This window comes from Photorhabdus aballayi (assembly GCF_026153155.1).
GTDB lineage: Bacteria > Pseudomonadota > Gammaproteobacteria > Enterobacterales > Enterobacteriaceae > Photorhabdus > Photorhabdus luminescens.
Genome location: NZ_JAPFCD010000001.1, coordinates 138,140 through 164,261 on the forward strand (window position 1 = coordinate 138,140; position 26,122 = coordinate 164,261).

Sequence of the window (26,122 nt, forward strand, 5' to 3'; positions counted from 1 at the left end):
CGACGGCAAGGGAGCGCAGCCAACAAAGAGGCAACTTGAAAGATAACGGGTATAGACAGATTATTATGCTATCTCCCCATATATTGATATATGGGGGGTATTATTGCTTAAGTTTAGATTTGATTATATTAATCTAGCCGCTCAGCTATTTATCCGGCTTTTTCTTCTGCTGCCGTCGCTAATGGCCAACCACCAAGTTGTTTCCAACGGTTAACCATTTCACAGAATAATTCAGCGGTACGATCAGTATCGTATAAAGCACTGTGAGCCTGATGATTGTCGAATGGGATGCCGGCGGTGATGCAGGCTTTTGCTAAGATTGTTTGTCCTAATACCAGGCCGCCTAAAGCAGCGGTGTCAAAAGTTGCAAACGGATGAAACGGATTGCGCTTTAGTCCGGTGCGCTCCGCGGCAGCCATAACAAAGCTATGATCGAAGCTAGCATTATGAGCAACGATAATTGCCCGATTACAGTGATTATTTTTTATCCCTTTACGAACCATTTTAAAGATAGCGTGTAGAGCTGCATATTCACTCACTGCTCCACGTAGCGGATTTAATGGATCAATGCCGGTGAACGCCAGGGCTGCTGGTTCAAGATTGGCTCCTGCAAATGGCTCAATATGGAAGTGAAGCGATTCGCCAGGCGTTAGCCAACCTTCACCATCCATCTCCAGTGTAACGGCGGCAATTTCAAGTAATGCATCTGTTTTGGCATTAAAGCCGCCAGTTTCAACATCAATAACAACAGGGTAATAACCGCGAAAACGTCCGCTAAGGACGTTTGGCTCTTTTTTATCGGACATCAGATCGAGTTACCTAGGGCGTTGCTGGCATTTTTGTTTTCAATAAGTTCAATTTTGTAACCATCTGGATCTTCAACGAAAGCAATAATGGTTGTTCCGCCTTTTACAGGGCCTGCTCCACGGGTAATGTTACCTCCGGCTTTGCGAATAGATTCACAAGTGGCTGCGACATCATCAACACCTAATGCAATGTGACCAAAGGCATTTCCCATTTCATAATGGTCAACTCCCCAATTATAGGTTAACTCGATGACTGCTCCTTCGCTTTCATCAGCATAGCCAACGAAGGCGAGTGAGTATTTATATTCGGTGTTTTCACTGGTGCGTAGCAGACGCATTCCTAACACTTCAGTGTAAAAATTAATGGAGCGTTGCAGATCGCCAACACGGATCATGGTATGGAGTAAACGCATAATTACCTCTAATTTAATGGTTTTACCGATATTTTTGTGCGATAGGTCGCACAAAAACCACTAACTATAACGTGTCTTACGGTTACAGTTCAATTTGCCCATAATTATAATTTATTCTCATCTAGGTTTATAATTAAATATAGTATGTTAATTGTATAGGAAACGGGATGTGATGGCTGAGCAACTGGAGTTTTTTGCTATTCCCAGTCCGTGTCGAGGAATTTGTCAGGCTAATGAGCGAGGTTTTTGTCTGGGGTGTTATCGCAGCCGGGAAGAAAGATTTAATTGGATGAAAATGTCTGATGGGCAAAAACGTGAAGTATTGCGACTGTGCCGGCAAAGATATTTACGTGCATTGAGAGCACAAAATCAGACAGATGGAGAACCACCTGAACAGCCATCACTATTTTAATTAGAGATTTTTGATGTTATTAGGGTTAACAATTCAATGATTTACTTATATAGGGTTATATTTTTGGCGAAGTTATAAATGTTCTACTATAATCTTAAGCATTTTGTTTGTTATTTTTTTATTTCTGACTTAACGAAAAGACTAAGGGAGCTTATTTGAATGTTTTTATAACTTTATGTTTTAAATGTAGTTTTAAGATCGATTGTGTGATAAATGTAAAATAAAAACAACATTAATGTAAAAATAGATAGCTTAGCATTTAGATGACAGCTATTCTTATAGTACTTTGAATAAAGTATTGAATGATATTTATTGGTTTCTGTCTGCTTGTATTCATAGTTCTGATAGTTTTTGTGGTAAAAATATTGTATGTTAATTGTTTTGTTCTGAGTTTAAATTAAGTTTAGTTATTCTTGGTTATAGTTACCTGAATTAGTTAGTTGCTAAGAATTTACTGTGATTATACAGAAGTTATATATACTTTTTTAAGGCTAGTTAGCCTGATTTAGAAAAATTTGGCTGTTATGTTTAGTAGGCTAGTTATTTAAGGAGGGACAATTGGAATCTACATTGGGATCAGATCTGGCACGGTTAGTTCGTATTTGGCGTGCTTTAATTGACTACCGTTTAAAGCCGTTAGAATTAACTCAGACTCATTGGGTAACGTTATACAATATTAGCCGGTTACCTCAGGAGCAATCTCAGATACAGTTGGCGAAAGCTATCGGTATTGAGCAACCATCTTTGGTCAGGACATTAGATCAACTTGAGGAAAAAAAACTTATCACCCGGCATACTTGTGCCAATGATCGTCGTGCAAAGAGAATCAAGCTAACTGAAGATTCTGCATCGGTTATTAGGGAGTTGGATGGTGTTATTGAATCCACAAGAAATGAGATTCTGGAGGGTATTTCACGCGAGGAACTTGCTTTTCTTTCCACTTTAGTACAGAAGTTAGAGCAAAATATTATCCAATTACAGAGTAGATAGTAATTACGATATCCATGAAATGCTAACCGGATGAAAGAAGACCGCGACTTACTGAAATGAAGTCACGGTTTTCTTATCTCTGTCTCCTTATTGGCGAGGTGAAACAGTAATATTATTACCTTGGCCTGCAAGTCTTACACGTTGGCCTTTGTGGAAGACAGTTTTGCCTTGTTTTTGGACAACAATGATGCTTTCACCGCTGTCACGACGAATTTCGAGTTCTACACCTTTAGTTGTGTTAAGAGCTCCCTGAACATTTTGGCCTGCGACGCCACCGGCAATCGCGCCCGCGGCAGTCGCTAATGTGTTGCCGCTGCCGCCGCCAATAGTATTACCGACCAAGCCTCCTAAAACTGCGCCGCCAATTGCGCCTAATACATTCTCATCGCTACCCGCCTGAATATTGATAGGACGAACAGAAACAATTGTACCGTAAGAGACAGTCTGGACCTGCTTAGCTTGTCCAGCAGTATAGGTATCACCAGAAAGAGAATCGGTGTTGACACAACCTGATAATGAAGCGACGGCAACCGCGCTAACTAAAAAGTGCTTAAACATAATAACTCCTAATTTCGATGCCTGATTGCGGAAATCTGATAGCTTACTGAGCAATCAGGCTAACAACTGGCATTGGCAATAAGTAATAAAAAGTTTATTCAAATACGATGCCAGTACATTAGCAATCTAGTGCTAAACATATATTAAACGTCAATAGAGATTTTTAAAAGAAATAGCTATTAATGAGAAATTCAGCATTTTTTGTGAAGTTGTTTCCAAAACTCAGGTTTTATTCCTTAGTTTGTCTATTAGTCATATACAGCCAAAACCACTGCGCTTTATAGTTATTGGCGTGGTTTCTGATTTTATCAAGACAGATTTTAAGCAGGAAGGCAAATTCAATGGTTATAAAGTCAGGTCGTTATATTGGTGTAATGTCAGGTACAAGTTTGGATGGCGTTGATGTGGTGCTTGCGGCAATCAATGATAAAGTTGTGGCTCAGCAAGCCAGTTATTCGCATCCATTCCCACACGAATTAAAACAGAAAATTCTCGCAGTCTGTCAAGGGCAACAAACGACATTATCGGCAATCGGTCGGTTAGATTATGAACTTGGTTCTTTATTCGCTGAAGCGGTACAAGGCTTACTGATTAAAACCGGGTTGACCACCAGTGACATTATCGCTGTAGGATGTCATGGACAAACCGTTTGGCATGAGCCAGATAGTCACACGCCTTTCACTATGCAACTTGGCGATAATAACCGTATTGCAGCTTTAACTGGGATGACTGTGGTTGGCGATTTTCGTCGGAGGGATATGGCATATGGCGGACAGGGAGCGCCATTAGTTCCGGCTTTTCACTTCGCCGTCTTAGGTCATCCGACAGAACGTAGGATAATTCTCAATATCGGTGGTATTGCCAATATAACGACGCTATTACCGGGATCACCGGTCAAAGGGTATGACACAGGTCCGGGTAATATGCTGATGGATAGTTGGGTATGGCGCCATCAGAAAAAACCTTATGATAAAGATGCGCAATGGGCGCGGGAAGGTACGGTTAATAACCCGTTACTGAGACAAATGCTTTCTGATCACTACTTTTCACGACCAGCTCCTAAAAGCACAGGTCGAGAGTATTTCAATATGAGTTGGTTGGAGGCGCAATTAGCTAATTTTCCTGACATATTACCAGTTGATGTCCAGGCAACACTGGCCGAGCTGACAGCCGTATCTGTGTCACAGCAAATCATGTTGAGTGGTGGGTGTGAACGTCTGTTGGTTTGTGGCGGCGGCGCGCGTAACCCACAGATAATGAGTAGACTTTCCGCATTATTAGCGGGGACAGAAGTTTGCCCGACAGATAAATATGGCCTAAGTGGTGATGATATGGAAGCGCTGGCATTTGCCTGGTTAGCATTCCGTACTATGTCAGGTGCGCCAGGGAATTTACCCTCTGTTACCGGTGCGAGTACTGAAACTATTTTGGGAGCGATTTATCCTGTTATTAATCAATAACAATGATAAGCTGTCTGGTATTTAGTGAGTCATAAACAGAGCTACGTTAATGTCAGAACATAATGAATTTGATGTTGCAGAATTACGCCGTGAATATATTCGCGGTGGGTTAAGACGTAAAGATTTGACTAAAGAACCTATCGAACTTTTTGAGCGTTGGCTCAAGCAAGCATTCGAAGCTAAGTTGAGTGATCCAACTGCAATGTGTATAGCGACAGTCGATGAGAACGGTCAACCTTATCAACGTATTGTGTTATTGAAGCATTTTGATACCAATAGCTTGGTTTTCTATACAAATTTAGGCAGCCGGAAAGCAAAACATTTGGCGCAGAATAGCAAAATCAGCCTCCATTTCCCTTGGTATCCTCTGGAAAGGCAAGTCTCTTTTCTTGGTAAAGCGGAACGTCTTTCTCCTGTTGAAGTGGTGAAATATTTCCATAGTCGTCCCAGAGATAGTCAGATTGCTGCATGGGCGTCACAACAATCTTCTCGTATTTCCGCCCGCGGCGTTTTAGAAGGGAAATTCCTTGAACTAAAACAGAAATTCCTGAATGGTGAGGTGCCTTTGCCTAGCTTTTGGGGAGGATTTAAAGTGACCTTTGATTCTGTTGAATTTTGGCAAGGCGGCGCAAACCGGCTCCATGATCGGTTCATTTATCAACGACAAGGTGATAGCTGGAGTATTGACAGGCTTGCACCATAAATCGTGGATTATCATTTTTAATACTAGCACTTATAGTATCGGCGTTTTATGCTATGCCGCACTCTTTTTAAGTAGCGATTTATATATACCCAATGGATTTCAAGATGCATCGCGACGGCAAGGGAGCGAATCCCCGGGAGCATAGATAACTATGTGACCGGGGTGAGTGAGTGCAGCCAACAAAGAGGCAACTTGAAAGATGACGGGTATAACCAGACAAAATACACAAATTGATGGAGTCATTAATGTCTAGCAATAACCTGATAAAACAACTGCAAGAGCGGGGCCTCATTGCCCAGGTGACGGATGAGAATGCGTTAGCGGAGAGACTGGCGCAGGGCCCTGTCTCCCTCTATTGTGGTTTCGATCCGACCGCTGACAGCTTGCATTTGGGGCATCTGGTTCCCTTGCTGTGTTTAAAACGATTCCAGCTAGCCGGGCATAAACCTGTGGCGTTAGTTGGTGGGGCTACGGGTTTGATTGGCGATCCAAGTTTCAAAGCCGCCGAACGTAAATTGAATACTGAAGATACCGTTAAAGAGTGGGTGGAGAAAATTCGTAAACAAGTTTCACCTTTCCTCGATTTTGATTGTGGCGAAAATAGCGCTAAAACAGCCAATAATTATGATTGGTTTGGCAACATGGATGTTCTGACTTTCCTACGTGATATCGGCAAACATTTCTCAGTTAATCAGATGATTAATAAAGAGGCAGTTAAGCAGCGTTTGAACCGTGATGATGTGGGCATTTCTTTCACTGAGTTTTCTTACAATCTACTGCAATCCTATGACTTTGTTCGCCTGAATGAAGTACATGGTGTTGAGTTACAGATTGGTGGTTCTGACCAGTGGGGGAATATTACTTCTGGTATTGATCTAACTCGTCGTATCAACCAGAAACAAGTATTTGGCATGACTGTTCCATTGATCACGAAATCTGATGGCACTAAATTTGGCAAAACGGAAGGTGGCGCTGTTTGGTTGGATCCAAAGAAAACCAGCCCGTATAAATTCTATCAATTCTGGATTAACACTGCGGATGCCGATGTCTATCGCTTCCTGAAATTCTTTACCTTTATGAATCTTGAAGATATTGATGCTTTGGAAGAAGAAGATAAAAATAGCGGCAAAGCTCCTCGTGCTCAGTATGTGTTGGCAGAACAAGTCACTGGTATGGTGCATGGTGAAGAAGGGTTGGCAGCCGCTAAACGGATTACAGAAAGTTTATTCTCCGGGGCTGTTGCTGATTTGACCGAAGCGGATTTTGCTCAATTGGCACAGGATGGTATGCCGGTAATCGAGTTGGAAAAAGGTGCAGATTTGCAACAAGCTTTGGTTAATGCCGGGTTAGTACCTTCTCGTGGTCAGGCTCGTACGATGATCAGTTCCAACGCTGTCGCAGTGAATGGTGAAAAACAATCTGAACCTGAATATCTGTTTACTGACAGTAACCGTCTGTTTGGTCGTTATACCCTGTTGCGTCGTGGTAAAAAACACGATTGTTTGATCTGCTGGAAATAACTAATATTATATATACCCTATAGATATCAAGATGCATCGCGACGGCAAGGGAGCGAATCCTCGGGAGCATAGCAAACTATGTGACTGGGGTGAGCGAGTGTAGCCAACAAAGAGGCAACTTGAAAGATGACGGGTATATGATGGGGCAACGGTAATGTTGCCCTTCCTCTTACTATGACTTTAATCTTATAAACAAAAGCCAGAATAAAAATATAGGTCGTCATTGTGAAAAATATTCTTTCAATTCAATCCCATGTTGTTTTTGGTCACGCTGGTAACAGCGCTGCGGAATTCCCTATGCGTCGGATGGGGGTAAACGTATGGCCGTTGAATACAGTACAGTTTTCAAATCACACCCAATATGCTCAATGGAAAGGGTGTATTATGCCAGCGAACCATCTTACAGAGATCGTTCAGGGCATAGAAGAAATCGAACAGCTCAAATCTTGTGATGCGGTATTGAGTGGATATATCGGCTCAGCGGAGCAGGGGAGCCATATTATCGATATAGTGAAACGGGTAAAAGCAGTGAATCCTGATGCTTGGTATTTCTGCGATCCCGTTATGAGTCACCCAGAAAAAGGTTGTATTGTGGTGCCTGGGGTGGCCGAATTTTTATGTGAAGAAGCGCTCCCTGTCAGTGATATCATTGCGCCAAATTTACTGGAGCTTGAAACACTCAGTATGCAGAAAGTAACTAATGTAGAACAGGCTGTTGTGGCTGCTCGAACATTATGTGAAAAAGGGCCGGATATTGTACTGGTTAAACACCTTAGTCGTGCTGGTTATCGGCCTGATCATTTTGAAATGCTATTAGTGACTAAAGAACATAGCTGGCATGTGAGTCGGCCTTTGGTGGATTTTGGTGAACGCCAGCCGGTTGGTGTTGGTGATTTAACCAGCGGCTTGTTATTGGTTAATTTGTTAAAAGGCGAGTCTTTACAAACTGCCCTTGAATATGTTGCCGCTGCGGTTTATGAAGTGATGGTAACAACGAAAGATATGGGCGAATACGAATTACAAATTGTGGCTGCTCAGGACAGGATGGCGGCGCCTGGTCATAAATTCTGTGCGACACAATTGGATTAAGATATTTAACCGTTCCACTGACATTGAGTGGAACGGTTTTTTATTTTTAAATTAATCCTTCGGCTTTCAATGCATCACGAACATGTGGACGTTCTGCAATCTTCTTTTGATAAGCTTTAAGATGAACCAGATTGGATAGATCCAATTGCACTAAAGGCGCCCAGTTACTGAGTGTAAATAAATAAGCGTCAGCAACAGTAAAATGCTCCCCGGCAATGTATGGCTGTTTTGCTAATACTTCATCTATATACTTGAATTTCTTAAGTAGATTATTAATAGCAACAGGGCGATAATTTTCTGGTGTTCCTGGCATGAACAGGGGTGAAAATCCTTTATGAATTTCACTGGAAATATGGCTAAGCCATTCAAGTTGATGATATCGCTCCATAGTTCCGGCTGGCGCAATTAATTTTTTGTCCGGTTTCTGGTCGGCAATATATTGAACAATAACAGCTCCTTCAGTAAGGATTTCATTGTTATCTAACAGAAGAGTGGGTATTTGGCCTTTTGGATTGACTGCGAAAAAATCGTCGCCGTTCTCCGTTTTTTTAGTTTTCAGATCAACTTTAATCACGCTGAAATCGAGCCCCGCTTCACGAAGTATAATATGGGGTGATAGGGAGCAAGCTCCAGGTTGGTAATAAAGTTTCATGTATCGCTCCTTAAAAATTTCCGGTAATAGATATATAGGACAAAGGAACTCAGTAAGGCATAGCCTTAGTATATACTACCACGGCATATGGAAATATGTTATATCAAATTGATAATTAAATAGATATAAGGTGGTGTGATTATATGGTGATTAATCCTTTTCTATGATCTGGTATAGCAGCGATTATCTGTTTTTTTTATCATTATTTTCAAGTGGATGGGTTGCATTAATATAGAAATTTAGGGGGTAGTCGTGGATGAAGCGACTTATCCAAAACTTCCCCGTATTTTGTGTTATATAGCATATTTCACAACTGGTTATATTATACGGAATAAATAATAGAGATTATTGATAGTTGCAAAAAATTATCTTATATTGGTTATAAGATAATTAATATATTATTCTTGTTAAATGATTTGTAATCATAGGAAAATAAATTGAATTTATTTGTGAAGTCACTAAAATAAGCCATGCATTGTCTATAGTTTCTTGTGAAAATATCTTTTTTATTCTCTTCATTAAAGCTTTCGACTAAATCATTATAAATCTTATTAATTGTTTTTATTTGTCCATTAAGTCTATTGATGGAATTATTTATATTTCTAAGGCTAAATGAAACATCTGATATGTTCAAAGTGATTTCTTCCATCAATAAAGATACCTTGTATATTTGTTTTTTATCTTCTCCATCAGGAATATTCTTTAATAATTGTTGTATTTTTATATGTGTTTTTTCTGCGAAGTTTTTCTTGCGCTCAAAATCAATTTGAGATATTTCAAAGAGTTGTGGCAATTTTGAGATGAAATCATTTAGCCTGCTAAAATCTGACTCAATTTCTTTCAATGCATGGCTGACTCTGGCAATATAACCAAGACCTAAATATCCACTGCTAAGCGAACCTAAATAGGTTGTTGCTTTGTGTATATTTTTAATAATTCTATCAATATCTTGTTCATCGGAATTATATGCATATTCATAATCTTCCAATGTTGATGGCCAGCGATATAATGATTCACTAAACTCATCCCAAGAAACGACAATTTCTTGGGATAGATTATGATTTTTCAGGCATTCTGGCAGCTTTATATTGCTGATTGATTTAAACATATTGGATATAATTAAAAAATCATTTTTCATTTTATGCACCTTGCTAAAATAATAAATATCATTAAATTGTATAAAAGCATGAAATATAAAATCCAAACTAAAATTTCAAAATGATAATAAAATATTGCACTAAAAATATCGTAATGATAATCGATTATATGAAATTAAGTTGTTGATTATATTAAAGGACATATTACTGATTAGTGCAAGGAAACGAGATGATATTTTTTATTTCAGTAAAACAATTATAAGGTAATATCATTTAACTCTTTAATTACAAAGGGTTTAATAATTCCCTCTAATATTTTTTTATATTTTAATTTGAAATTAATTCTTATCAATTAGTGATGATTTAATGAAGAAATTAATCTATTATTATTACCAATAATAAAAGGCCCGAAAAACTAACTTTTCGGACCTTGTGAATTGAAAATTACTGGTTATTAACTAGATTATTTCAATTCCAGTTCATTCATTGCAGCAATGCTGAAACCACCGTCAACATGCAGGATTTCACCGGTAATACCGCCGGACAGATCCGAGCACAAGAATGCCGCAGCGTTACCAACATCTTCAGTTGTTACGGTACGGCGAATTGGGTTAACGGCTTCACAGTGAGCCAGCATTTTACGGAAATCTTTGATGCCGGATGCAGCCAAAGTGCGGATAGGACCGGCAGAGATACCGTTAACACGAACGCCTTCAGCACCCATAGCATTAGCCATATAACGAACGTTAGCTTCCAGAGATGCTTTTGCCAGACCCATGACATTATAGTTAGGGATTGAGCGCTCCGCTCCCAGATAGGTGAGAGTCAGTAAAGCAGAGTTTGGGTTCAGCATTTCACGGCAAGTTTTTGCCATAGCAACAAAGCTGTAAGAGCTGATGTCGTGTGCAATTCTAAAGCCTTCGCGGGTAACGGCGCTGACATAGTTACCATCCAGTTGGTCAGCAGGCGCAAAGCCAATAGAGTGAACAAAGCCATCGAATTTTGGCCAAACTTTACTCAATTCAGTGAACAGGGCTTCGATGCTTGCATCTTCAACTACATCGCAAGGCAGAACAATAGTCGAGTTCAGAGAAGCAGCAAATTCTTCAACACGAGGTTTCAACTTGTCATTTTGATAAGTGAAAGCCAGCTCAGCTCCCTGGTCATGCATTGCTTTTGCAACACCATAAGCGATGGAGAGTTTACTGGCGACGCCAGTGATCAGAATGCGCTTGCCGGTCATAAAACCCATAACAGTATCCTTGTGTGATAACGCCGGTAATGATATTCATGGATTAAAATTGCTCACAGAGACAATATCAATATGACGTTTTATTGTTAATAAACCCAGTAATTCTATCACGCTAGAGAGAAATATGCTGTATTTTGCGTTCTGCTCCGAGCAGTGATTATCGTTTTCTATATGTTAAGGAATATCTTGTCGCCAGGCATCAGCGGTGAGTGGCTCCCCAAAATGGCTGGCGATCAGACGGCGAGTCATATCATGCAGAGGAGAAGCCAACACTTCTGCTGTATTTCCCCGTTCAACAACTTCCCCTTGATGCATGACAAGCACCTGATCGCTGATATGTTTCATCATGCCAAGATGCTGGGTGACATAGAGATAAGAAATACCGTGTTTTTCCTGTAATTCCAACATCAGATTAATGATTTGAGATCGCATAGACATATCGAGTGATGCTAATGCCTCATCAGCAATAATAATCTGAGGTTGTAATATTAATGCGCGCGCCAGTGCTACTCGCTGTTTTTGGCCTGAGGCGAGCATATGTGGATAATAATTGGCATGGTCCGGTAACAGGCCAACTTGTCGCAATGTCTGGTTGATCCGTTTTTCCCGTTCCATTGTATTGAGTTCTGTATTAAGCAGAAGGGGAATAGCAAGAATTTGTCCAATACGTTGACGAGGATTTAGCGATGTACTTGGGTCCTGAAATATCATGCGAATGCGTTGACTGCGATAACTATAATCACCGTAAGTGAGTTTGTGGCCGTCGATCATGATTTCGCCGGAAGTTGGCTCGATAACGCCTGAAAGCATCTTTGCCAGTGTTGATTTTCCAGAACCGTTCTCACCAATAATCGCCAGTGTCTGTTTTGCCTTTAAGGTAAAGCTGACGGGTTTCACCGCATCAAGGTGTTGACGATGAAAAAAACCGGTTCGATAACGAAAAGTTTTAGCCAGGTTCCTGACTTCTAGCAGAGTATTAACCAATTACTGTTCCTCCAGATTCAGTGGAAAGTGGCAGGCAAAAGCATGGTTTTTTATCACCCGCAATCGCGGTGTTTCAATGCACGTTTTTTGCGCGTAAGGGCAACGCGGGCCTAAACGGCAGCCGATGGGTAGATGCTCAAGGGATGGAATGGCGCCGGGTAAGGTGTTTAACCTGCTTTTATGAGGCAAAGAGCTACCAAAATCAGGGATAGCGCGGCTTAACGCTTGTGTGTAGGGGTGGTGTGGCGTTACCAGTAATTCATCGGGAACGGCGCTTTCTACCGTTTGACCACAATACAGAACATTAATGCGATCCACTAATTTGCTCATGACTTGCAAGTCATGGCTTATCAGTAAAATGGTGGTGTTATTGTTCTGATTCAATCGTGCTAACAGGCGGAAAATCTGAGCCTGGGTGGTCGGTTCCATCGCATTGGTTGGTTCATCTGCAATCAGCAGGCGTGGTTGGTTAGCCAATGCGATAGCAATCATCACCTTCTGGCACTCTCCTTCCGTTAATTCGCAAGGGAAGCTACTCATGATGTCTTTATGATCTTTAATTCCCACACGGTGGAGTAATTCAATAGCCCGGCGTTTTCGCCATTTGAAACGTTGCCACCAGCGGCCTTTGTAAGTCCAGCCGGGGATGGCTTGAATGAGTTGCCGACCAATATTTTCAGAAGGATCAAGGCAGGATTGTGGCTCCTGAAAAATCATTGAGATATTGTGGCCGATGACTTTTCGGCGTTGCCGTGGAGTCAGGCGGAGCAGGTCAATATCATCGAAGCGAAAACGGTCAGCCGTCACTTTAAGATTATCTTTAGTGACGCCGCTTATTGCTTTGGCAATCAGGCTTTTACCTGAGCCGGATTCACCCACCAGACCGCGTATTTCGCCTTCTGTCAGTGACATGCTAACGCGATCAACCGCTTTAACTGGCCCTTTGGCAGTCATAAATTCAATAGTGAGATTGCGAATATCGAGTAATGGCATTATTCCACCCCGGAATTAATTGCACGGTGTAATCCATCACCTAATAAATTGACTAACAAGACACTGAACATGATTGCTGCGCCGGGCAACATAACGGTCCAAGGCGCAACATAGATTAGCTCCAGTGAATCGCCCAACATGGCTCCCCATTCAGGCGAGGGAAGTTGAGCGCCAAGATCAAGAAAACCAAGTGAAGCAATATCAAGTATGGCGATAGAAAGGGCGCGTGTTAGCTCGTTGATCAAGGCGGCGGTAATGTTTGGTAATACCGCATACCATAGAATATGGTAATTAGAGGCGCCATCCAGACGAGCGGCAATGACATATTCTTTATCTAGCTCATCGTGAACTGCGCTGTAAACCGTGCGAACGATACGTGGCAACAGCGCCAACCAAATAGCGATTATTGCATGCTGCAAACTGGCGCCCACAAAGGCGACGACAATAATTGCCAGCAATAGTGATGGGATAGAGAGTAATGTATCGAGAATATGATTAAGTACCGCGGATTTCAGTCCTCGTGTCATGCCTGCCAGACAGCCGATAATCAAACCACATAAAGCAGCCGCTAAAGTGACTAACAGCGCTGAACCGAATGTAGATGCCGTACCTATTAGCAATCGGCTGAGGATATCGCGCCCAAGATCGTCGGTACCTAGAAAAAATGCGATATTACCGTGATATGACCATGACGGCGGCAGTAGCTGGTGACCAAGAAATTGTTGATCGAGTTCATAGGGGGCCAGATATTCACCAAACAGACTTAGGGCAATCAGAATAAGCACCCCATAAAACCCCATCATTGCCAACATGTCCGAATAGAAAAAGCGCCAGATGACCTTTATCGGTGATGGCATTTTCTTTTCACGATAAAAATTATCTAAGGGCATACCATTCCTTATGCTTCAGAGGGTTAGTCATTGCGCCAATAATATCAGACAGAACATTGACTAAAATCACCAGTGTGCCAATCACCATAACACCCGCAGAAATGGCGGAATAATCTTGCTGACGAATGGCGCTGACTAACCAATGACCAAGTCCCGGCCAGTTAAATACCAGCTCCGTCATCATTGCCAGTGTCAACATGGTGGAAAATTGTAATCCTAATTTCGGGATGATAGGGGGCAATGCATTGTGTAATACATGACGACGGATAATTGTCAGCCTCGATAAACCACGGGTTGAGGCGGCTTTAATATAGTTCTCGCCAAAAACCTCTTCTGTACTGTTTCTCATCAACCGAATAACTTCGGTTGTCGGTGCAACGGCGAGTGTAATAACGGGTAGCAACAAGTGTTGCATGGCACTGATGATCATTTCATTACGATGGGGCGATTTTGATAACCAGGCATCAATTAATGAGAAACCTGTCACAGGTTCAATCTGATATAGCAGATTAAAGCGTCCTGAGACCGGTAGCCAGCCGAGATAAAGAGAAAAAAATAGGGTGAGTAATAGTGCTAGCCAAAAAATCGGGATAGAAAATCCGATTAAGGCAATGGAGGTAATAAAAGTATCCGCTGGTTTGTTACGCCATACTCCCGCAATAATCCCGAGTGGGATGCCGATTAGCAACGCGACAGAGAAAGCCAGAATACAGAGCTCCATTGTGGCGGGAAACACTTCCCATAATTGTTCGCTGATAAGTTCACCGTTGATGCTGGATACACCAAAATCCCATAGTAATAAGCTGTGGAAAAAGAATATATAAGCATCAAACAAGGATGCCCCGCTGAGAGGAGCATTAGGGGTAAAGTAGCTGAGGCTAAAGCTTATCAGCGACAGGAAAAACAGGGTAATAATCAGCAAAAGCAGACGACGGAGAGTGTAAATAATCATTTGCCACCTTTCTGGGTCATTTGATCAGTCTCTTTTTCCCGATAAACACCAGCGAAAGAGGCATTACCAAATGGACTGAGTACTAGCCCTTTAATATCGTAACGGTAAGCCTGTAAATGCAGAGAATAGGCTAATGGTAATATAGGCAATTGCTGTTCAAGGATTTGTTGAGCTGCATGATAATACTTAATTCGGGATAATAATTGCTGGTTAATTAAAGCTTCCCGCAAAGTTTTATCAAATGCTGGATCACACCAATGACTGAAATTGGTCTGTGAAGCGATAGCGGCACAACTTAACAGCGGCCGGAAAAAACTGTCTGGGTCATTACTGTCAGTTGACCAACCTGATAGGGTCATATCGTGAGATTTATCCATCAGCTTGGTTTCTTGAAATCGGCCCTCAACAGGCTTAATACTCATGATAATACCAACTTGTGCTAAATCGGCCTGAATCAATTCTGCCATTTTGAGTGGACTTGGATTGTATGATTGAGAGGCGGAAGGTACCCATAAGCTCAATTGCAAGCCATTTAATCCAAGGTCATTAAGTATTTTGCGGGATTTTTCTGGGTTGTATTCCGTAATCTCAGTTTGATTATCATAAGCCCATGACGCCCGAGGTAAAATTGATGAGGCTGTTTCCGCCGTACCATAATAGATGGATTGCATCAGCCGTTGGTTATTAATAGCGTAGGCAATGGCTTGCCGAACCTGTAGTTTATCAAGAGGCGGCTTGCTGGTATTGAAAGCCAGATAAGCGACATTCATTCCTGGGCGTAAAGTCAGACGCAGGCGAGGATCATCTCGTAAAACCGTAAGCTGGCTGGCTGCGGGATACGCTAATACATCACATTCACCGGTTAAAAGCTTAGACATCCTGCCAGTGCCGCCGGCGCCGACGTCAATAACTATTTGCCGCATTTGTGGTTTGCCTTTCCGGTATTTATCATGGCGAACCAGACGGATAAATTGCCTGGTCCGATAATCTTTCAACATAAACGGGCCTGTGCCGACAGGTTTCCAGTCAATTTGTTCATGGCGATTCATTTGATGCAATTGTTGCCCATATTCTTGTGAAAGTATTGGGGCATAGTGGGTTGCCAAATGCCAAAGAAAAGAGGCGTCTGGTTCGTTCAGGCGAAATTCCACCGTATATTCATTAATTTTACGGATACTTTGAATAGAATCGGCCAGTTGGAGACTGTCAAAATAGGGGTAATGCCCGCCATTGACGTTATGATAATAGTGCTGCTTATCAAACAGACGCTTAAAGCTAAAGATGACATCATCAGCATTCATTGTACGGGTCGGAGTAAACCAGTCTGTTGATTGAAATGAGACATTACGGCGTAAATAAAAGCGGTAAGTAGCGCCATTATCCAGTGTCTCCCAATGAGAGGCCAATTCAGGGAGCAAACGGTACGTATAAGGATCAACGTCTAATAGACGTTCGTAGAGTTGGGCGGCCAGTGTATCGACAGTTAAACCACTGCTAGTCAGTTGAGGATTAAAGGTATTCAGATTGCCATTAACGCAATAAATAAACCCGTGTTGCTGAATGTCAGCCGGAACGTGAGGCTTTTTTTCAGGCGTAGCCATTGTTTCTGCAATAGCCGGGGCTGAAAGGGATAATATGATCCAATAAATCAAACTACGCATATATGGCATCTGTTATTAATTAGAATTGACACATTGTATCTCAAATAGCGCTTGAGCCCAAAAAAACGCTGCGGTGATGATAATGAGAAAAATTCTCAACAAAGTGCTTTACAAAACGTATTGATAACCATTATCATCTGTATCGCACTTCCGGGGAACAGGTTTTATGTCCCAGGAAAGGCACGACATTGCTCACATTGCTTCCAGTGTTTTTTTAGCCAGCTCGGGTGCTGGCTTTTTTTTATCTGTAATTCGGCTCATTTATCACCGGTATTGATATCATGTTTCTTCATTAAGCCTCGTAACTGATAATAGGTCAGCCGTAGTTTATCTGCCGCTTTTCTTTGGTTAAACCTGCTCTCTTTTAATGATAACTCTATTAATTGCCGTTCGCTGTCATGTTGCCACTGTTTCAAATTAACGGGCAGTGAAGGCAGAAGTTGTGAAGATAAATCATTACCGTCATCAACATGAGCTATAAAATGTGGTGTGGAGGCGAATGGATTAATAATAACATTATCAAGTTGATCAGCATTCTCGCCGTGACGATAAACCGATCGTTCCACAACATTTTTCAGTTCACGGATATTACCGGGCCAAGTGTAATTCTGTAACTGTTGTTTTGCTTGGTCAGTAAAACCGGGAAATAGTGGCAAATCAAGTTCGCGGCACATTTGAATAGCGAAGTGTTGTGCTAGCAACATGATATCCTGTTGTCGTTGGCGCAATGGAGGGATTTTGACCACATCAAAAGCCAGTCTATCGAGCAAATCGGCGCGGAATTGCCCCTTAGTTGCCATTGCGGGCAGATCATCATTGGTGGCGCATATTAATCGAACATCGACCTGTAATGGTTGACTGCCGCCAACGCGTTCAAGATGCCCATATTCAATAACGCGCAATAGCTTTTCCTGAACTTGCATTGGTGCGGTTGCTAATTCATCAAGAAATAGCGTTCCCCCATCGGCACGTTCAAATCGGCCCTGATGCTTTTTTTGTGCGCCGGTAAATGCGCCAGCCTCATGACCAAATAACTCTGAATCCAATAAATTTTCATTCAACGCTGCGCAGTTTAAGGAGATAAATGGCCCTTGCCAGCGGGGGGATAAATAATGCAAGCGGCGGGCAATCAGCTCTTTGCCGGTTCCGCGTTCCCCAATAACGATGACGGGTTTATTTAATTTTGCTAGTGCGGATACCTGCTCCAGGATTTCGATAAAGCTGTTTGCTTCACCTAATAGATTTTCTGTGGCGTCATTCATGGTTATTTTCACCAATAATTAGTTATTTAGACCACTTTATTCTGTTGCGCTAAAAAATCAAATAAAAAATTTTCTTTATATTTCATGAGAATAGAGAGAGAAAAAAAGTTGGCACGGTTCTTGATAAGATTTAAGAGTGACATGAACAGAGTATTAACTAATTTTAATCAAAAAGGATAATTTACTATGGGTATTTTCTCTCGTTTTGCTGATATCGTGAATGCCAATATCTCTTCATTACTGGATAAAGCGGAAGATCCGCAGAAAATGATTCGCCTGATGATTCAGGAAATGGAAGACACTTTAGTTGAAATTCGCTCAACTTCTGCCCGTACTCTGGCAGAGAAAAAGCAGTTATCCCGCCGCATTACCGCAGGTGAACAGCAAATGCATGATTGGCAGGAAAAAGCGGAACTGGCGTTGAGTAAAGAGAGAGAAGATTTGGCGCGAGCGGCTCTGATTGAAAAACAGAAGGTGGCTGCTTTAGTGGATACATTGAAACATGAATTAGCCATACTGGAAGAGACACTTGAGCGAATGAAAGGGGAAGTTGTTGAACTTGAAAACAAACTGAGTGAAACCCGAGCAAGACAACAGGCGTTAGCTCTGCGTCATCAAGCGGCTGCCTCTTCCCGACAAGTTCGTCGTCAGCTCGACAGCGGTAAAATTGATCAGGCAATGGCTCGTTTCGAGCAATTTGAACGCCGTATCGATCATATGGAAGCGGAAGCTGAAGCCGTGGGCATGGGAAAACAAAAATCTCTGGATCAACAGTTTGCTGAATTAAAAGCAGACGATGAAATCAGTGCACAATTAGCGGCAATGAAGGCTAAAATAAATGCTAATAAAGAACAACATTAAATGTTGGCGCGCTTAACTAACCATAAGGAAAAGTGATGGGCTCTATATTTCTTGGCATTCCGCTGACTATCTTTGTACTTTTTGTGCTACCCATCTGGTTGTGGTTGCATTATAGCGACCGGAATTCCAATCAAAGCCAGTTAGATCAGAATGAAATTCAGCGTCTGGCAGAGCATGTACAACATATGCAGGCACGAATCAAAACATTGGAAGATATTCTGGATGCAGAACATCCTGATTGGAGGCAATCATAATGTCGAATGGTAATCGCCGGAAACTGTATCGAATACCTGAAAAAGGCAAAATTAAAGGTGTTTGTGCTGGGTTGGCCTATTATTTTGATGTACCAGTGCGTTTGATTCGTGTCATAGCGGTATTGTCACTGTTTTTTGGCCTGTTTGGGTTTGTGGTTGTCGCTTATATTGTATTGGTTTTCGTCCTTGACCCGGCACCCCCGGGTTATACCCAAGAGGACTATTTTTCAGCCCAAAGTTTGCTGAATGAAATCGACTATCAATTGAAATCGGGAGAGATTCGTCTGCGCCAAATGGAACGTTATATTACTTCTGAAACGTTCAGTGTTCGCAGTCGTTTCAAGCAGCTTTGATAATAATTTAGGAATGCCTTGGGCTAGTTGTGGAGTCATTAATGTTGAAACGAACTCATGAAGCGGCGGAACACGATAATTGGTTCCGGGAACAAGTGAAACAAGGTCTCAATGAGGCCGATGATCCTAACACGGTTTGGGTTTCTCATAAGTTGGCCAAACAAGAGATGCAATGTCAGCGTGAAGCTCTGCAAGCACGAGTTGCAGGAAAAGTTAAATGATGCAACTGGTAACTGGTATTGCCTGATCGTCATATTTATCACAGGAGAGACATGAAACGGCTGCAAAATGAATTAACTGCACTGGTTAATCGTGGGATGGATCGCCATTTACGGTTAGCGGTGACAGGATTAAGTCGTAGTGGTAAAACAGCGTTTATCACATCTTTGGTTAACCAGTTACTTCACCTCCATAGCGGCGCCCGGTTGCCGCTATTTTCTGCTGTGCGTGACGGTCGCTTGTTAGGTGTAAAACGGGTTCCTCAACGTGATTTGGGCGTTCCCCGTTTTACTTATGATGAAGGATTGGCCGCACTTTACAGCACACCACCTGCCTGGCCGACGCCGACACGGGGTGTCAGTGAAATCCGGCTGGCGCTTCGTTACCGTTCTGAGAATTCTCTGCTGCGTCATTTCAAAGAAACAGCCACGTTATTTCTGGAAATTGTGGATTATCCCGGTGAATGGCTGTTAGATCTACCAATGTTGGCACAAAGTTATTTAACATGGTCACACCAGATGAACAGCTTATTGCAGGGAGAAAGAGCTGAATGGGCAAAGCCTTGGTTGGAACTTTGTAAACAGTGCGATCCACTGGCGCCCGCAGATGAGAATCTATTGGCTGCTATTGCTCAGGCCTATACGGAATATTTGGTTAAATGCAAAGAGCAAGGATTGCATTTTATCCAGCCGGGGAGATTTGTTCTGCCCGGTGATATGATGGGCGCTCCAGCTTTGCAATTTTTTCCGTGGCCGGATATCAACCATATCGTTGAGTCACAATTTGCTCAGGCAGATAAACACACGAATATTGGTATGCTATGTCAGCGCTTTGAATATTATTGCCAGTCAGTTGTGAAAGGGTTTTATAAAGCGCATTTTCTACGCTTTGATCGGCAAATTGTGTTGATAGATTGTTTACAGCCATTGAACAGTGGACCACAAGCATTTAATGATATGCGTTTGGCGCTGACACAATTAATGCAGAGTTTTCATTATGGTAAACGCACTCTCTTCCGTCGCCTGTTTTCCCCTTGCATTGATAAATTAATGTTTGCTGCCAGTAAGGCAGATCATGTTACTGCCGATCAACATGCTAATTTGGTTTCCTTACTTCAGCAATTGGTTCAGGAAGCCAGACAAAATGCGGCTTTCGAAGGTATCAGCATGGATTGTGTTGGTTTGGCATCGGTACGGGCGACAGAAAATGGCGTGATTGAACATCACGGTGAAAGCATTCCGGCGTTGAAGGGATATCGACTTACAGATGGTAAATCACTGACATTTTTTCCCGGTGAAGTACCGCGGCGTTTACCTGATGATAATTTCTGGCAAAAGCAGGGTTTCTCTTTCGAGGAATTTGGCCCTTGTCCGGTAGATACTGATACGCCATTGCCTCATATTCGGTTAGATACCGTGCTGGAATTTTTAGTGGGAGATAAAGTGAGATGACCGAGCCCTTGAAGCCAAGAATTGACTTTGAAGAACCCTTATCAGGGCCACAACAGCCGGTTTTAAAACCCGCTCAGATTTTCGATGAAAAAGATATGGCGAATTTCTATCCTGTATCGCCAGAACTTGAGACAGAAGAGCGCGAAGGTCAGGTAGAAGGGATAGTTAATGCGGCATTGAAACCCAAGCGTAGTTGCTGGCGTAAAATGGTATATGGCGCTCTGATTTTACTAGGCGTGAGCGCTGTTGCTCAGTTTGTGCAATGGATTTATCAATCATGGCAGCAACAGGATTGGAGCGCATTAGGTGTAGCGGCAGCAGGGGGCATGATTGTCTTTGCGGGTATAGGTTCTCTTGTCAGTGAGTGGCGTCGTCTTTATCGGCTAAGAATGCGGTCTGAAGAGCGTGATACTGCGAAAGCATTATTACAGCATCATGGTATGGGTAAAGGGCGGGAATTTTGTGAGAGGTTGGCAAGTCAGGCGGGTATCGAACAGCATAACCCGGCGTTACAGCGTTGGCGGGCCGCTTTACACGATACACATAATGATCGTGAAGTGGTGCTGTTGTACAGCAAATGGGTTCAACCTGTTTTAGATTCTCAAGCCAGGGCTGAAATCAGCCGCTATGCTGCGGAATCGGCATTAATGATAGCGGTTAGCCCGTTGGCGATTGTCGATATGGCATTTATTGCCTGGCGTAATATCCGGCTAATTAATCGTATTGCAGCTCTATATGGTATTGAATTGGGATATTTCAGTCGTATTCGGCTTTTCCGCCTTGTTCTGCTGAATATTATTTTTTCCGGCGTCTCAGAAATGGTACGGGAAGTGGGTATGGATTGGTTATCGCAGGATATCACCGCGCGTCTTTCTACCAGAGCCGCCCAAGGGATCGGTGTCGGTTTACTGACCGCCCGGCTGGGTATTAAAGCGATGGAATTATGTAGGCCTTTACCTTGGATAGAAGGTGACAAACCTAAATTAGGAGATTTCCGTCGTCAGCTAATCACTCAACTTAAGAATATCCTGCCAAATAAATCTAAGAATATAGTTGATTAAATGATATATGCTTTAATTCTATATGAAGGCACAAAATATCCAGATAACGACAACGTTTTACGTTATTTTATTAATCTGTTTTATAATCAATTGTAGAATTTGTTTATTTTAGTGAAAGTTTCAAATGCTGTGTTATTTACGACATTGAAAAAACCGGAGTCTGGTCAATTTTTACTGACAGAATGCTTCATATGAATAATCGTAGAGAGTAGTATTTTAAAAAATTATATGTATTAGTGTAAATAAGGTCAAAACAGATGCGCTTAGAAGTTATTTGCCATGATCGAATTGGGCTTACCCGTGAATTGCTCGATCTACTGGTATTAGAGAATATTGATTTAAAAGGGATAGAAATATCCCAAATCGGCCGGATTTACCTTAATTTTTCACCAGTTGATTTCAATGTATTTCGTAAATTGATGGCGGAAATTCGTCGTATTAATGGTGTTATTGATGTTCGTACCGTCTCTTTTATGCCTTCCGAAAGAGAACACAAAGCGATGTGCGCATTGTTGGAGTCCTTGCCTGAGCCTGTTTTTTCGGTTGATCTGAAAGGAAATATTGAACTTGCTAACTCTGCGGTGTTTAAGCTGTTTGGTGTGAGTGAAGAACAAACTTATCAAAAACCTATCGGGCAGTTTATCAGCGGTTATAACTTTTCGCGCTGGTTTGAAAATAAAAATATCCAGCAGCGTGTGGAAAGGATAACTCTCAAAGGTTTGGACTACCTGATGGATATTACGCCTATCCAACTGATTGATGAAAAGCAGAAAATGCAGTGTGTTGGTACGGTGATTATGCTCAAATCTGCCGCCCGAATAGGGAATCAACTGAAAAAACTGACTGACAATGATGGCAGTGAATTTAAGAAAATTATCGCTGTCAGCCCAAAAATGACTCAGATTATTGAACAGGCCCGTAAGATGGCGATGTTGGATGCGCCGCTGCTGCTGATTGGCGAGACAGGAACAGGTAAAGATATTCTGGCAAAAGCTTGTCATTTGCACAGCTTACGCGGAAAGCAACCTTTCCTGGGGTTGAACTGCGCATCAATGCCGGATGATGTAGTAGAAAGTGAACTGTTTGGCTATGCTGCCGGCGCTTATCCCAATGCGATTGAAGGAAAGAAAGGTTTCTTCGAGCAGGCCAATGGCGGCACTGTTTTACTGGATGAAATTGGGGAAATGTCGCCACAGATGCAAATTAAGTTACTGCGTTTTCTTAATGATGGTACCTTTCGCCGAGTAGGGGAAGAAAACGAAGTTAAAGTGAATGTCAGAGTTATCTGTGCTACACAAAAAAATCTGGTTGAATTAGTGCAACGGGGGGAATTTCGCGAAGACCTCTATTATCGTCTTAATGTATTGGCGATTACACTTCCGCCATTGCGTGATCGCAAAGTAGATATTATGCCGCTGGTGGAGTATTTTATTGAGCGTTTTTCCGAAGAGCAGGGGGTGCTGAAACCTAAATTGTCCCCTGAACTTTCCCATTTCCTAATGAGTTACAGTTGGCCCGGTAACGTAAGGCAGTTACAAAATGCTATTTATCGCGCATTGACTCAGCTTGAAAATATGGAGCTGACGCCGCGGGATATCCAACTGCCAGAGTTTGAAACAGAGGTGTCTTTTAGTGAAGATGTGTTCAATGGTTCTCTGGATGAAATCAGTAAACGCTTTGAACGTTCAGTGTTGACGCGTCTTTATCGGCATTATCCAAGCACGCGTAAACTGGCTAAACGTCTTGGGGTATCGCATACTGCGATTGCCAATAAATTGAGAGAATATGGTCTGAGTAGCAGGAAACATGCTACTGAATATGAACCGGATGACGACGAGTAAAATAATGCCCACCGGAAGTGGGCATTATACAAATCACGGGATTTATTTCAGTACGGCCAGTGCGTTATCGTAATCTGGCTCATTAGTGATTTCATCAACCAGTTGGCTATAAATCACATTGTCGCTTTCATCAAGCACAATGACTGCACGGGCTGTGAGACCACTCAGAGGACTGTTGCTGATGGCAACGCCATAATCTTCACTGAAACTACCGCCACGCAGGGTAGACAGCGTGACGACATTCGATAACCCTTCCGCGCCGCAGAAACGGGACTGAGCAAAAGGCAGATCGGCGGAAATGCACAGAACGACGGTATTTTCCAAATCATTCGCTACCTGATTAAATTTACGTACTGATGCTGCGCAAACACCGGTATCGATACTTGGGAAAATATTCAGCACTTTACGCTTTCCGGCATAGTGGCTAAGAGAGACATCGGAGAGATCTTTGGCTGTCAGAGTAAAATCTTGCGCTTTTTCCCCTGATTTTGGGAACTGGCCGCTTACGGAGATATCATTGCCTTGAAATTTTACTGTTTGTGTCATAGTTTTCTTCCTCTGATAAATGAACCACGATTGCCCAGTGTAGAAGAATATTCGGCTCTTGCCCATCAAAAATAGTGCTTGTGAGAGTAAAATTGTCTGATTGTGTCATTTCGACAATGGCTTATAATTTAGCAATGGGATATCTATTTTATAACAGGGCAGATTATTACCTTATGCGCTATTTCAATCTGATTTCTTGTGCACTATTTATCAATAGTTCTCTTATTATCAATAGTTCTCTTATTATCAGTAGTTCTCTTATCACCGTTTCTGCTTTTGCTGCGGAAGTTCCTCCTGGTACTCAGCTTAATGACAAACAAGAACTGGTACGTCATCTAAAAGACGAACCGGCGTCCTTAGACCCGATTAATGCCGTAGGCCTGACAGAAGCGCAAGTTCAGCGCGATCTGTTTGAAGGGTTGGTGAATCAGGATGCGTATGGCAATGCCATTCCCGGTGTAGCAACAGCGTGGAAAACTGTAGACAACAAAACTTGGTTTTTTACATTGCGTTCTGATGCCCGTTGGTCAAACGGTGAACCCGTTACTGCGACAGATTTTGTGTATAGTTGGCAGCGGTTAGTCACTCCGGCTAATACGTCATCTTTTGCTTGGTTTGCCGCACTTGCAGGTATTGAAAATGCGCAGGAAATTATTGACGGCAAACTGCTGCCAGCAAAACTGGGTGTTGAGGCCATTGATAAGCACACATTAAAAGTGACATTAAACCGGCCTGTGCCTTATTTCCCCAATCTGACGGCGAATTTCAGTCTCTACCCGGTAAATAAGAAGATAGTAGAAAAATATGGGAAAGAGTGGATAAAAGTTGGTTATTTGGTGGGAAATGGCGCTTTCAAATTACATGATCGAATTGTTAATGAGAAAATCGTTCTGACACCAAACCCTTATTATTGGGATCATAAAAAAACCGTCCTAACCAAAGTCACATTTGTGCCCATTAATCAGGAATCACACGCGACTAAACGTTATCTGGCGGATGATTTAGATATCACTGAATCCTTCCCGAAAAATATGTATAAAAAATTGCAGCATGAATTACCTGGGCAAGTCTATACGCCGGATCAGTTGGGAACCTATTATTATGCTTTTAACACTCAACGTGCGCCAACTAATGATGCCAGAGTACGTAAAGCGCTTTCTATGGCAATTGATCGCAAAGTCATTACTGAAAAAGTTTTAGGGACAGGAGAGAAACCTGCCTGGCATTTTACGCCGGATGTGACTGCTGGTTTCCATCCTGCGCTCAGTGACATGGAACAACATACACAGGCAGAATTGGATCAACAGGCTAAGGTTTTGTTACAAGCGGCGGGTTACGGGCCGAACAATCCACTGAAACTTTCTCTGCTCTATAATAATTCCGAAAACCATCAGAAAATTGCGATTGCTATTGCCTCTATGTGGAAGAAAAAATTGGGGGCGCAAGTGAGTTTGATGAATCAGGAATGGAAAACTTATATTGATAGCCGTAACACGGGCGATTTTGATGTTATTCGAGCATCTTGGGTGGGTGATTATAATGAACCTTCTACATTTCTAAGCCTGTTAACTTCAACGCATAGTGGCAATATTGCTAAATTCCATCAGGCAAATTATGACAAATTACTACAATCTGCTAGTTTGCGAACAGATGATGCTTTAAGAAACGATGACTATAACAAAGCGGAGCAAATGATTGCTGAACAGGCGCCTATTGCACCGATTTATCAGTACACTAACGGCAGGTTGATAAAACCTTGGTTAAAAGGATACCCGATCACCAATCCTGAAGACGTGGCATATAGCCATACTATGTACATAATTAAGCATTGAGGGTAAGGAG

27 protein-coding genes are annotated in these 26,122 nt (G+C 42.2%); 14 read left to right on the forward strand and 13 right to left on the reverse strand.

The genetic code is table 11. The annotated features are described in order from the left end of the window. Positions 1-149 precede the first annotated feature (149 nt). Positions 150-806: a ribonuclease T gene (gene rnt, locus OO184_RS00415; RefSeq protein WP_265377509.1), complete on the reverse strand. Its 657-nt coding sequence runs from the start codon at positions 804-806 to the stop codon at positions 150-152. Then, positions 806-1,219, reverse strand: a complete 414-nt coding sequence (gene gloA / locus OO184_RS00420; protein ID WP_265377510.1) for a lactoylglutathione lyase — start codon at positions 1,217-1,219, stop codon at positions 806-808. The genes rnt and gloA overlap by 1 nt, the downstream gene beginning before the upstream one ends. 172 nt (positions 1,220-1,391) lie before the next feature. On the opposite strand from gloA, the gene OO184_RS00425 reads away from it, so the two are divergent. Then, on the forward strand, positions 1,392-1,631 hold the full coding sequence (locus OO184_RS00425) for a DUF1289 domain-containing protein (protein WP_265377511.1): 240 nt from the start codon (positions 1,392-1,394) through the stop codon (positions 1,629-1,631). Positions 1,632-2,189: 558 nt separating this feature from the next. After that, positions 2,190-2,621 carry a transcriptional regulator SlyA gene (slyA, locus tag OO184_RS00430; RefSeq protein WP_036805437.1) on the forward strand — a complete coding sequence of 144 codons (432 nt, stop codon included), beginning with the start codon at positions 2,190-2,192 and terminating at the stop codon, positions 2,619-2,621. Between the two features lie 87 nt (positions 2,622-2,708). Here the strand turns inward: slyA and OO184_RS00435 are convergent, their stop codons facing one another. Then, positions 2,709-3,179, reverse strand: coding sequence for an outer membrane lipoprotein (locus OO184_RS00435; RefSeq protein WP_088374491.1), 471 nt, complete (start codon positions 3,177-3,179; stop codon positions 2,709-2,711). Positions 3,180-3,526: 347 nt separating this feature from the next. Here OO184_RS00435 and anmK point away from each other — a divergent pair, with 347 nt between their 5' ends. The 4 genes from anmK (at position 3,527) to pdxY (ending at position 7,951) form a co-directional block, all read left to right on the forward strand. Then, positions 3,527-4,639, forward strand: coding sequence for an anhydro-N-acetylmuramic acid kinase (gene anmK / locus OO184_RS00440; protein WP_265377651.1), 1,113 nt, complete (start codon positions 3,527-3,529; stop codon positions 4,637-4,639). Between the two features lie 49 nt (positions 4,640-4,688). Continuing rightward, on the forward strand, positions 4,689-5,342 hold the full coding sequence (gene pdxH, locus OO184_RS00445; protein ID WP_265377512.1) for a pyridoxamine 5'-phosphate oxidase: 654 nt from the start codon (positions 4,689-4,691) through the stop codon (positions 5,340-5,342). Positions 5,343-5,587: 245 nt separating this feature from the next. Beyond that, on the forward strand, positions 5,588-6,862 hold the full coding sequence (gene tyrS / locus OO184_RS00450; RefSeq protein ID WP_265377513.1) for a tyrosine--tRNA ligase: 1,275 nt from the start codon (positions 5,588-5,590) through the stop codon (positions 6,860-6,862). A 225-nt stretch (positions 6,863-7,087) separates the two neighbouring features. Beyond that, a complete protein-coding gene (pdxY, locus tag OO184_RS00455; protein WP_265377514.1) occupies positions 7,088-7,951 on the forward strand; it encodes a pyridoxal kinase PdxY in 864 nt (287 codons plus the stop codon). Between the two features lie 46 nt (positions 7,952-7,997). Here pdxY and gstA read toward each other — a convergent pair whose 3' ends face one another. The 9 genes from gstA to pspF form a co-directional block, all read right to left on the reverse strand. Beyond that, entirely contained in the window at positions 7,998-8,603 is a 606-nt protein-coding gene (gstA, locus tag OO184_RS00460) for a glutathione transferase GstA (protein ID WP_265377515.1), read from the reverse strand. A gap of 379 nt (positions 8,604-8,982) precedes the next feature. Continuing rightward, entirely contained in the window at positions 8,983-9,741 is a 759-nt protein-coding gene (locus tag OO184_RS00465) for a hypothetical protein (protein WP_265377516.1), read from the reverse strand. Positions 9,742-10,163: 422 nt separating this feature from the next. After that, complete coding sequence (gene fabI / locus OO184_RS00470) at positions 10,164-10,952, reverse strand: enoyl-ACP reductase FabI (protein ID WP_088374497.1); 789 nt, start codon at positions 10,950-10,952, stop codon at positions 10,164-10,166. Between the two features lie 174 nt (positions 10,953-11,126). Further along, positions 11,127-11,936, reverse strand: coding sequence for a putrescine export ABC transporter ATP-binding protein SapF (gene sapF / locus OO184_RS00475; protein WP_132344104.1), 810 nt, complete (start codon positions 11,934-11,936; stop codon positions 11,127-11,129). Then, on the reverse strand, positions 11,937-12,929 hold the full coding sequence (gene sapD, locus OO184_RS00480; RefSeq protein ID WP_265377517.1) for a putrescine export ABC transporter ATP-binding protein SapD: 993 nt from the start codon (positions 12,927-12,929) through the stop codon (positions 11,937-11,939). Further along, positions 12,929-13,819, reverse strand: a complete 891-nt coding sequence (gene sapC / locus OO184_RS00485) for a putrescine export ABC transporter permease SapC (RefSeq protein WP_265377518.1) — start codon at positions 13,817-13,819, stop codon at positions 12,929-12,931. Before sapC ends, sapD begins: the two co-directional genes overlap by 1 nt. Beyond that, on the reverse strand, positions 13,806-14,771 hold the full coding sequence (gene sapB / locus OO184_RS00490; RefSeq protein WP_265377519.1) for a putrescine export ABC transporter permease SapB: 966 nt from the start codon (positions 14,769-14,771) through the stop codon (positions 13,806-13,808). The genes sapC and sapB overlap by 14 nt, the downstream gene beginning before the upstream one ends. Beyond that, complete coding sequence (gene sapA / locus OO184_RS00495) at positions 14,768-16,432, reverse strand: ABC transporter substrate-binding protein SapA (RefSeq protein WP_265377520.1); 1,665 nt, start codon at positions 16,430-16,432, stop codon at positions 14,768-14,770. Before sapA ends, sapB begins: the two co-directional genes overlap by 4 nt. Positions 16,433-16,689: 257 nt before the next feature. Then, positions 16,690-17,694, reverse strand: a complete 1,005-nt coding sequence (gene pspF / locus OO184_RS00500) for a phage shock protein operon transcriptional activator (protein WP_265377521.1) — start codon at positions 17,692-17,694, stop codon at positions 16,690-16,692. A 186-nt stretch (positions 17,695-17,880) separates the two neighbouring features. On the opposite strand from pspF, the gene pspA reads away from it, so the two are divergent. The 7 genes from pspA (at position 17,881) to tyrR (ending at position 23,734) form a co-directional block, all read left to right on the forward strand. Beyond that, the gene (gene pspA / locus OO184_RS00505) at positions 17,881-18,555 is read left to right on the forward strand and encodes a phage shock protein PspA (protein WP_265377522.1); all 675 of its coding nucleotides are present in this window, start codon (positions 17,881-17,883) and stop codon (positions 18,553-18,555) included. A 35-nt stretch (positions 18,556-18,590) separates the two neighbouring features. Beyond that, the gene (pspB, locus tag OO184_RS00510; protein WP_265377523.1) at positions 18,591-18,809 is read left to right on the forward strand and encodes an envelope stress response membrane protein PspB; all 219 of its coding nucleotides are present in this window, start codon (positions 18,591-18,593) and stop codon (positions 18,807-18,809) included. Beyond that, positions 18,809-19,162 (forward strand): envelope stress response membrane protein PspC, encoded by a 354-nt coding sequence (gene pspC / locus OO184_RS00515; protein WP_265377524.1) that lies wholly within the window; start codon positions 18,809-18,811, stop codon positions 19,160-19,162. The genes pspB and pspC overlap by 1 nt, the downstream gene beginning before the upstream one ends. 41 nt (positions 19,163-19,203) lie before the next feature. Then, on the forward strand, positions 19,204-19,383 hold the full coding sequence (locus tag OO184_RS00520) for a hypothetical protein (RefSeq protein ID WP_049581339.1): 180 nt from the start codon (positions 19,204-19,206) through the stop codon (positions 19,381-19,383). Positions 19,384-19,434: 51 nt separating this feature from the next. Next, on the forward strand, positions 19,435-20,832 hold the full coding sequence (locus OO184_RS00525) for a YcjX family GTP-binding protein (RefSeq protein ID WP_265377525.1): 1,398 nt from the start codon (positions 19,435-19,437) through the stop codon (positions 20,830-20,832). Then, positions 20,829-21,893 (forward strand): YcjF family protein, encoded by a 1,065-nt coding sequence (locus OO184_RS00530; protein ID WP_265377526.1) that lies wholly within the window; start codon positions 20,829-20,831, stop codon positions 21,891-21,893. The genes OO184_RS00525 and OO184_RS00530 overlap by 4 nt, the downstream gene beginning before the upstream one ends. A gap of 257 nt (positions 21,894-22,150) precedes the next feature. After that, positions 22,151-23,734: a transcriptional regulator TyrR gene (tyrR, locus tag OO184_RS00535; RefSeq protein ID WP_265377527.1), complete on the forward strand. Its 1,584-nt coding sequence runs from the start codon at positions 22,151-22,153 to the stop codon at positions 23,732-23,734. Positions 23,735-23,776: 42 nt separating this feature from the next. Here the strand turns inward: tyrR and tpx are convergent, their stop codons facing one another. Continuing rightward, entirely contained in the window at positions 23,777-24,280 is a 504-nt protein-coding gene (gene tpx / locus OO184_RS00540) for a thiol peroxidase (protein ID WP_265377528.1), read from the reverse strand. A 173-nt stretch (positions 24,281-24,453) separates the two neighbouring features. On the opposite strand from tpx, the gene OO184_RS00545 reads away from it, so the two are divergent. Then, positions 24,454-26,112: a peptide ABC transporter substrate-binding protein gene (locus OO184_RS00545; RefSeq protein WP_265377529.1), complete on the forward strand. Its 1,659-nt coding sequence runs from the start codon at positions 24,454-24,456 to the stop codon at positions 26,110-26,112. The last annotated feature ends 10 nt before the right edge of the window (positions 26,113-26,122 follow it).

Coding starts and splice junctions, on each gene's coding strand:
- OO184_RS00465 (WP_265377516.1), bottom strand. CDS start 9,741: ATGAAAAATGATTTTTTAATTATATCCAATATGTTTAAATCAATCAGC.
- OO184_RS00425 (WP_265377511.1), top strand. CDS start 1,392: ATGGCTGAGCAACTGGAGTTTTTTGCTATTCCCAGTCCGTGTCGAGGA.
- pspF (WP_265377521.1), bottom strand. CDS start 17,694: ATGAATGACGCCACAGAAAATCTATTAGGTGAAGCAAACAGCTTTATC.
- pdxH (WP_265377512.1), top strand. CDS start 4,689: ATGTCAGAACATAATGAATTTGATGTTGCAGAATTACGCCGTGAATAT.
- OO184_RS00435 (WP_088374491.1), bottom strand. CDS start 3,179: ATGTTTAAGCACTTTTTAGTTAGCGCGGTTGCCGTCGCTTCATTATCA.
- OO184_RS00545 (WP_265377529.1), top strand. CDS start 24,454: ATGCGCTATTTCAATCTGATTTCTTGTGCACTATTTATCAATAGTTCT.
- pspA (WP_265377522.1), top strand. CDS start 17,881: ATGGGTATTTTCTCTCGTTTTGCTGATATCGTGAATGCCAATATCTCT.
- tyrR (WP_265377527.1), top strand. CDS start 22,151: ATGCGCTTAGAAGTTATTTGCCATGATCGAATTGGGCTTACCCGTGAA.
- sapB (WP_265377519.1), bottom strand. CDS start 14,771: ATGATTATTTACACTCTCCGTCGTCTGCTTTTGCTGATTATTACCCTG.
- rnt (WP_265377509.1), bottom strand. CDS start 806: ATGTCCGATAAAAAAGAGCCAAACGTCCTTAGCGGACGTTTTCGCGGT.
- tyrS (WP_265377513.1), top strand. CDS start 5,588: ATGTCTAGCAATAACCTGATAAAACAACTGCAAGAGCGGGGCCTCATT.
- tpx (WP_265377528.1), bottom strand. CDS start 24,280: ATGACACAAACAGTAAAATTTCAAGGCAATGATATCTCCGTAAGCGGC.
- pspC (WP_265377524.1), top strand. CDS start 18,809: ATGTCGAATGGTAATCGCCGGAAACTGTATCGAATACCTGAAAAAGGC.
- sapA (WP_265377520.1), bottom strand. CDS start 16,432: ATGCGTAGTTTGATTTATTGGATCATATTATCCCTTTCAGCCCCGGCT.
- OO184_RS00525 (WP_265377525.1), top strand. CDS start 19,435: ATGAAACGGCTGCAAAATGAATTAACTGCACTGGTTAATCGTGGGATG.
- sapC (WP_265377518.1), bottom strand. CDS start 13,819: ATGCCCTTAGATAATTTTTATCGTGAAAAGAAAATGCCATCACCGATA.
- pspB (WP_265377523.1), top strand. CDS start 18,591: ATGGGCTCTATATTTCTTGGCATTCCGCTGACTATCTTTGTACTTTTT.
- gstA (WP_265377515.1), bottom strand. CDS start 8,603: ATGAAACTTTATTACCAACCTGGAGCTTGCTCCCTATCACCCCATATT.
- OO184_RS00530 (WP_265377526.1), top strand. CDS start 20,829: ATGACCGAGCCCTTGAAGCCAAGAATTGACTTTGAAGAACCCTTATCA.
- gloA (WP_265377510.1), bottom strand. CDS start 1,219: ATGCGTTTACTCCATACCATGATCCGTGTTGGCGATCTGCAACGCTCC.
- fabI (WP_088374497.1), bottom strand. CDS start 10,952: ATGGGTTTTATGACCGGCAAGCGCATTCTGATCACTGGCGTCGCCAGT.
- sapD (WP_265377517.1), bottom strand. CDS start 12,929: ATGCCATTACTCGATATTCGCAATCTCACTATTGAATTTATGACTGCC.
- OO184_RS00520 (WP_049581339.1), top strand. CDS start 19,204: ATGTTGAAACGAACTCATGAAGCGGCGGAACACGATAATTGGTTCCGG.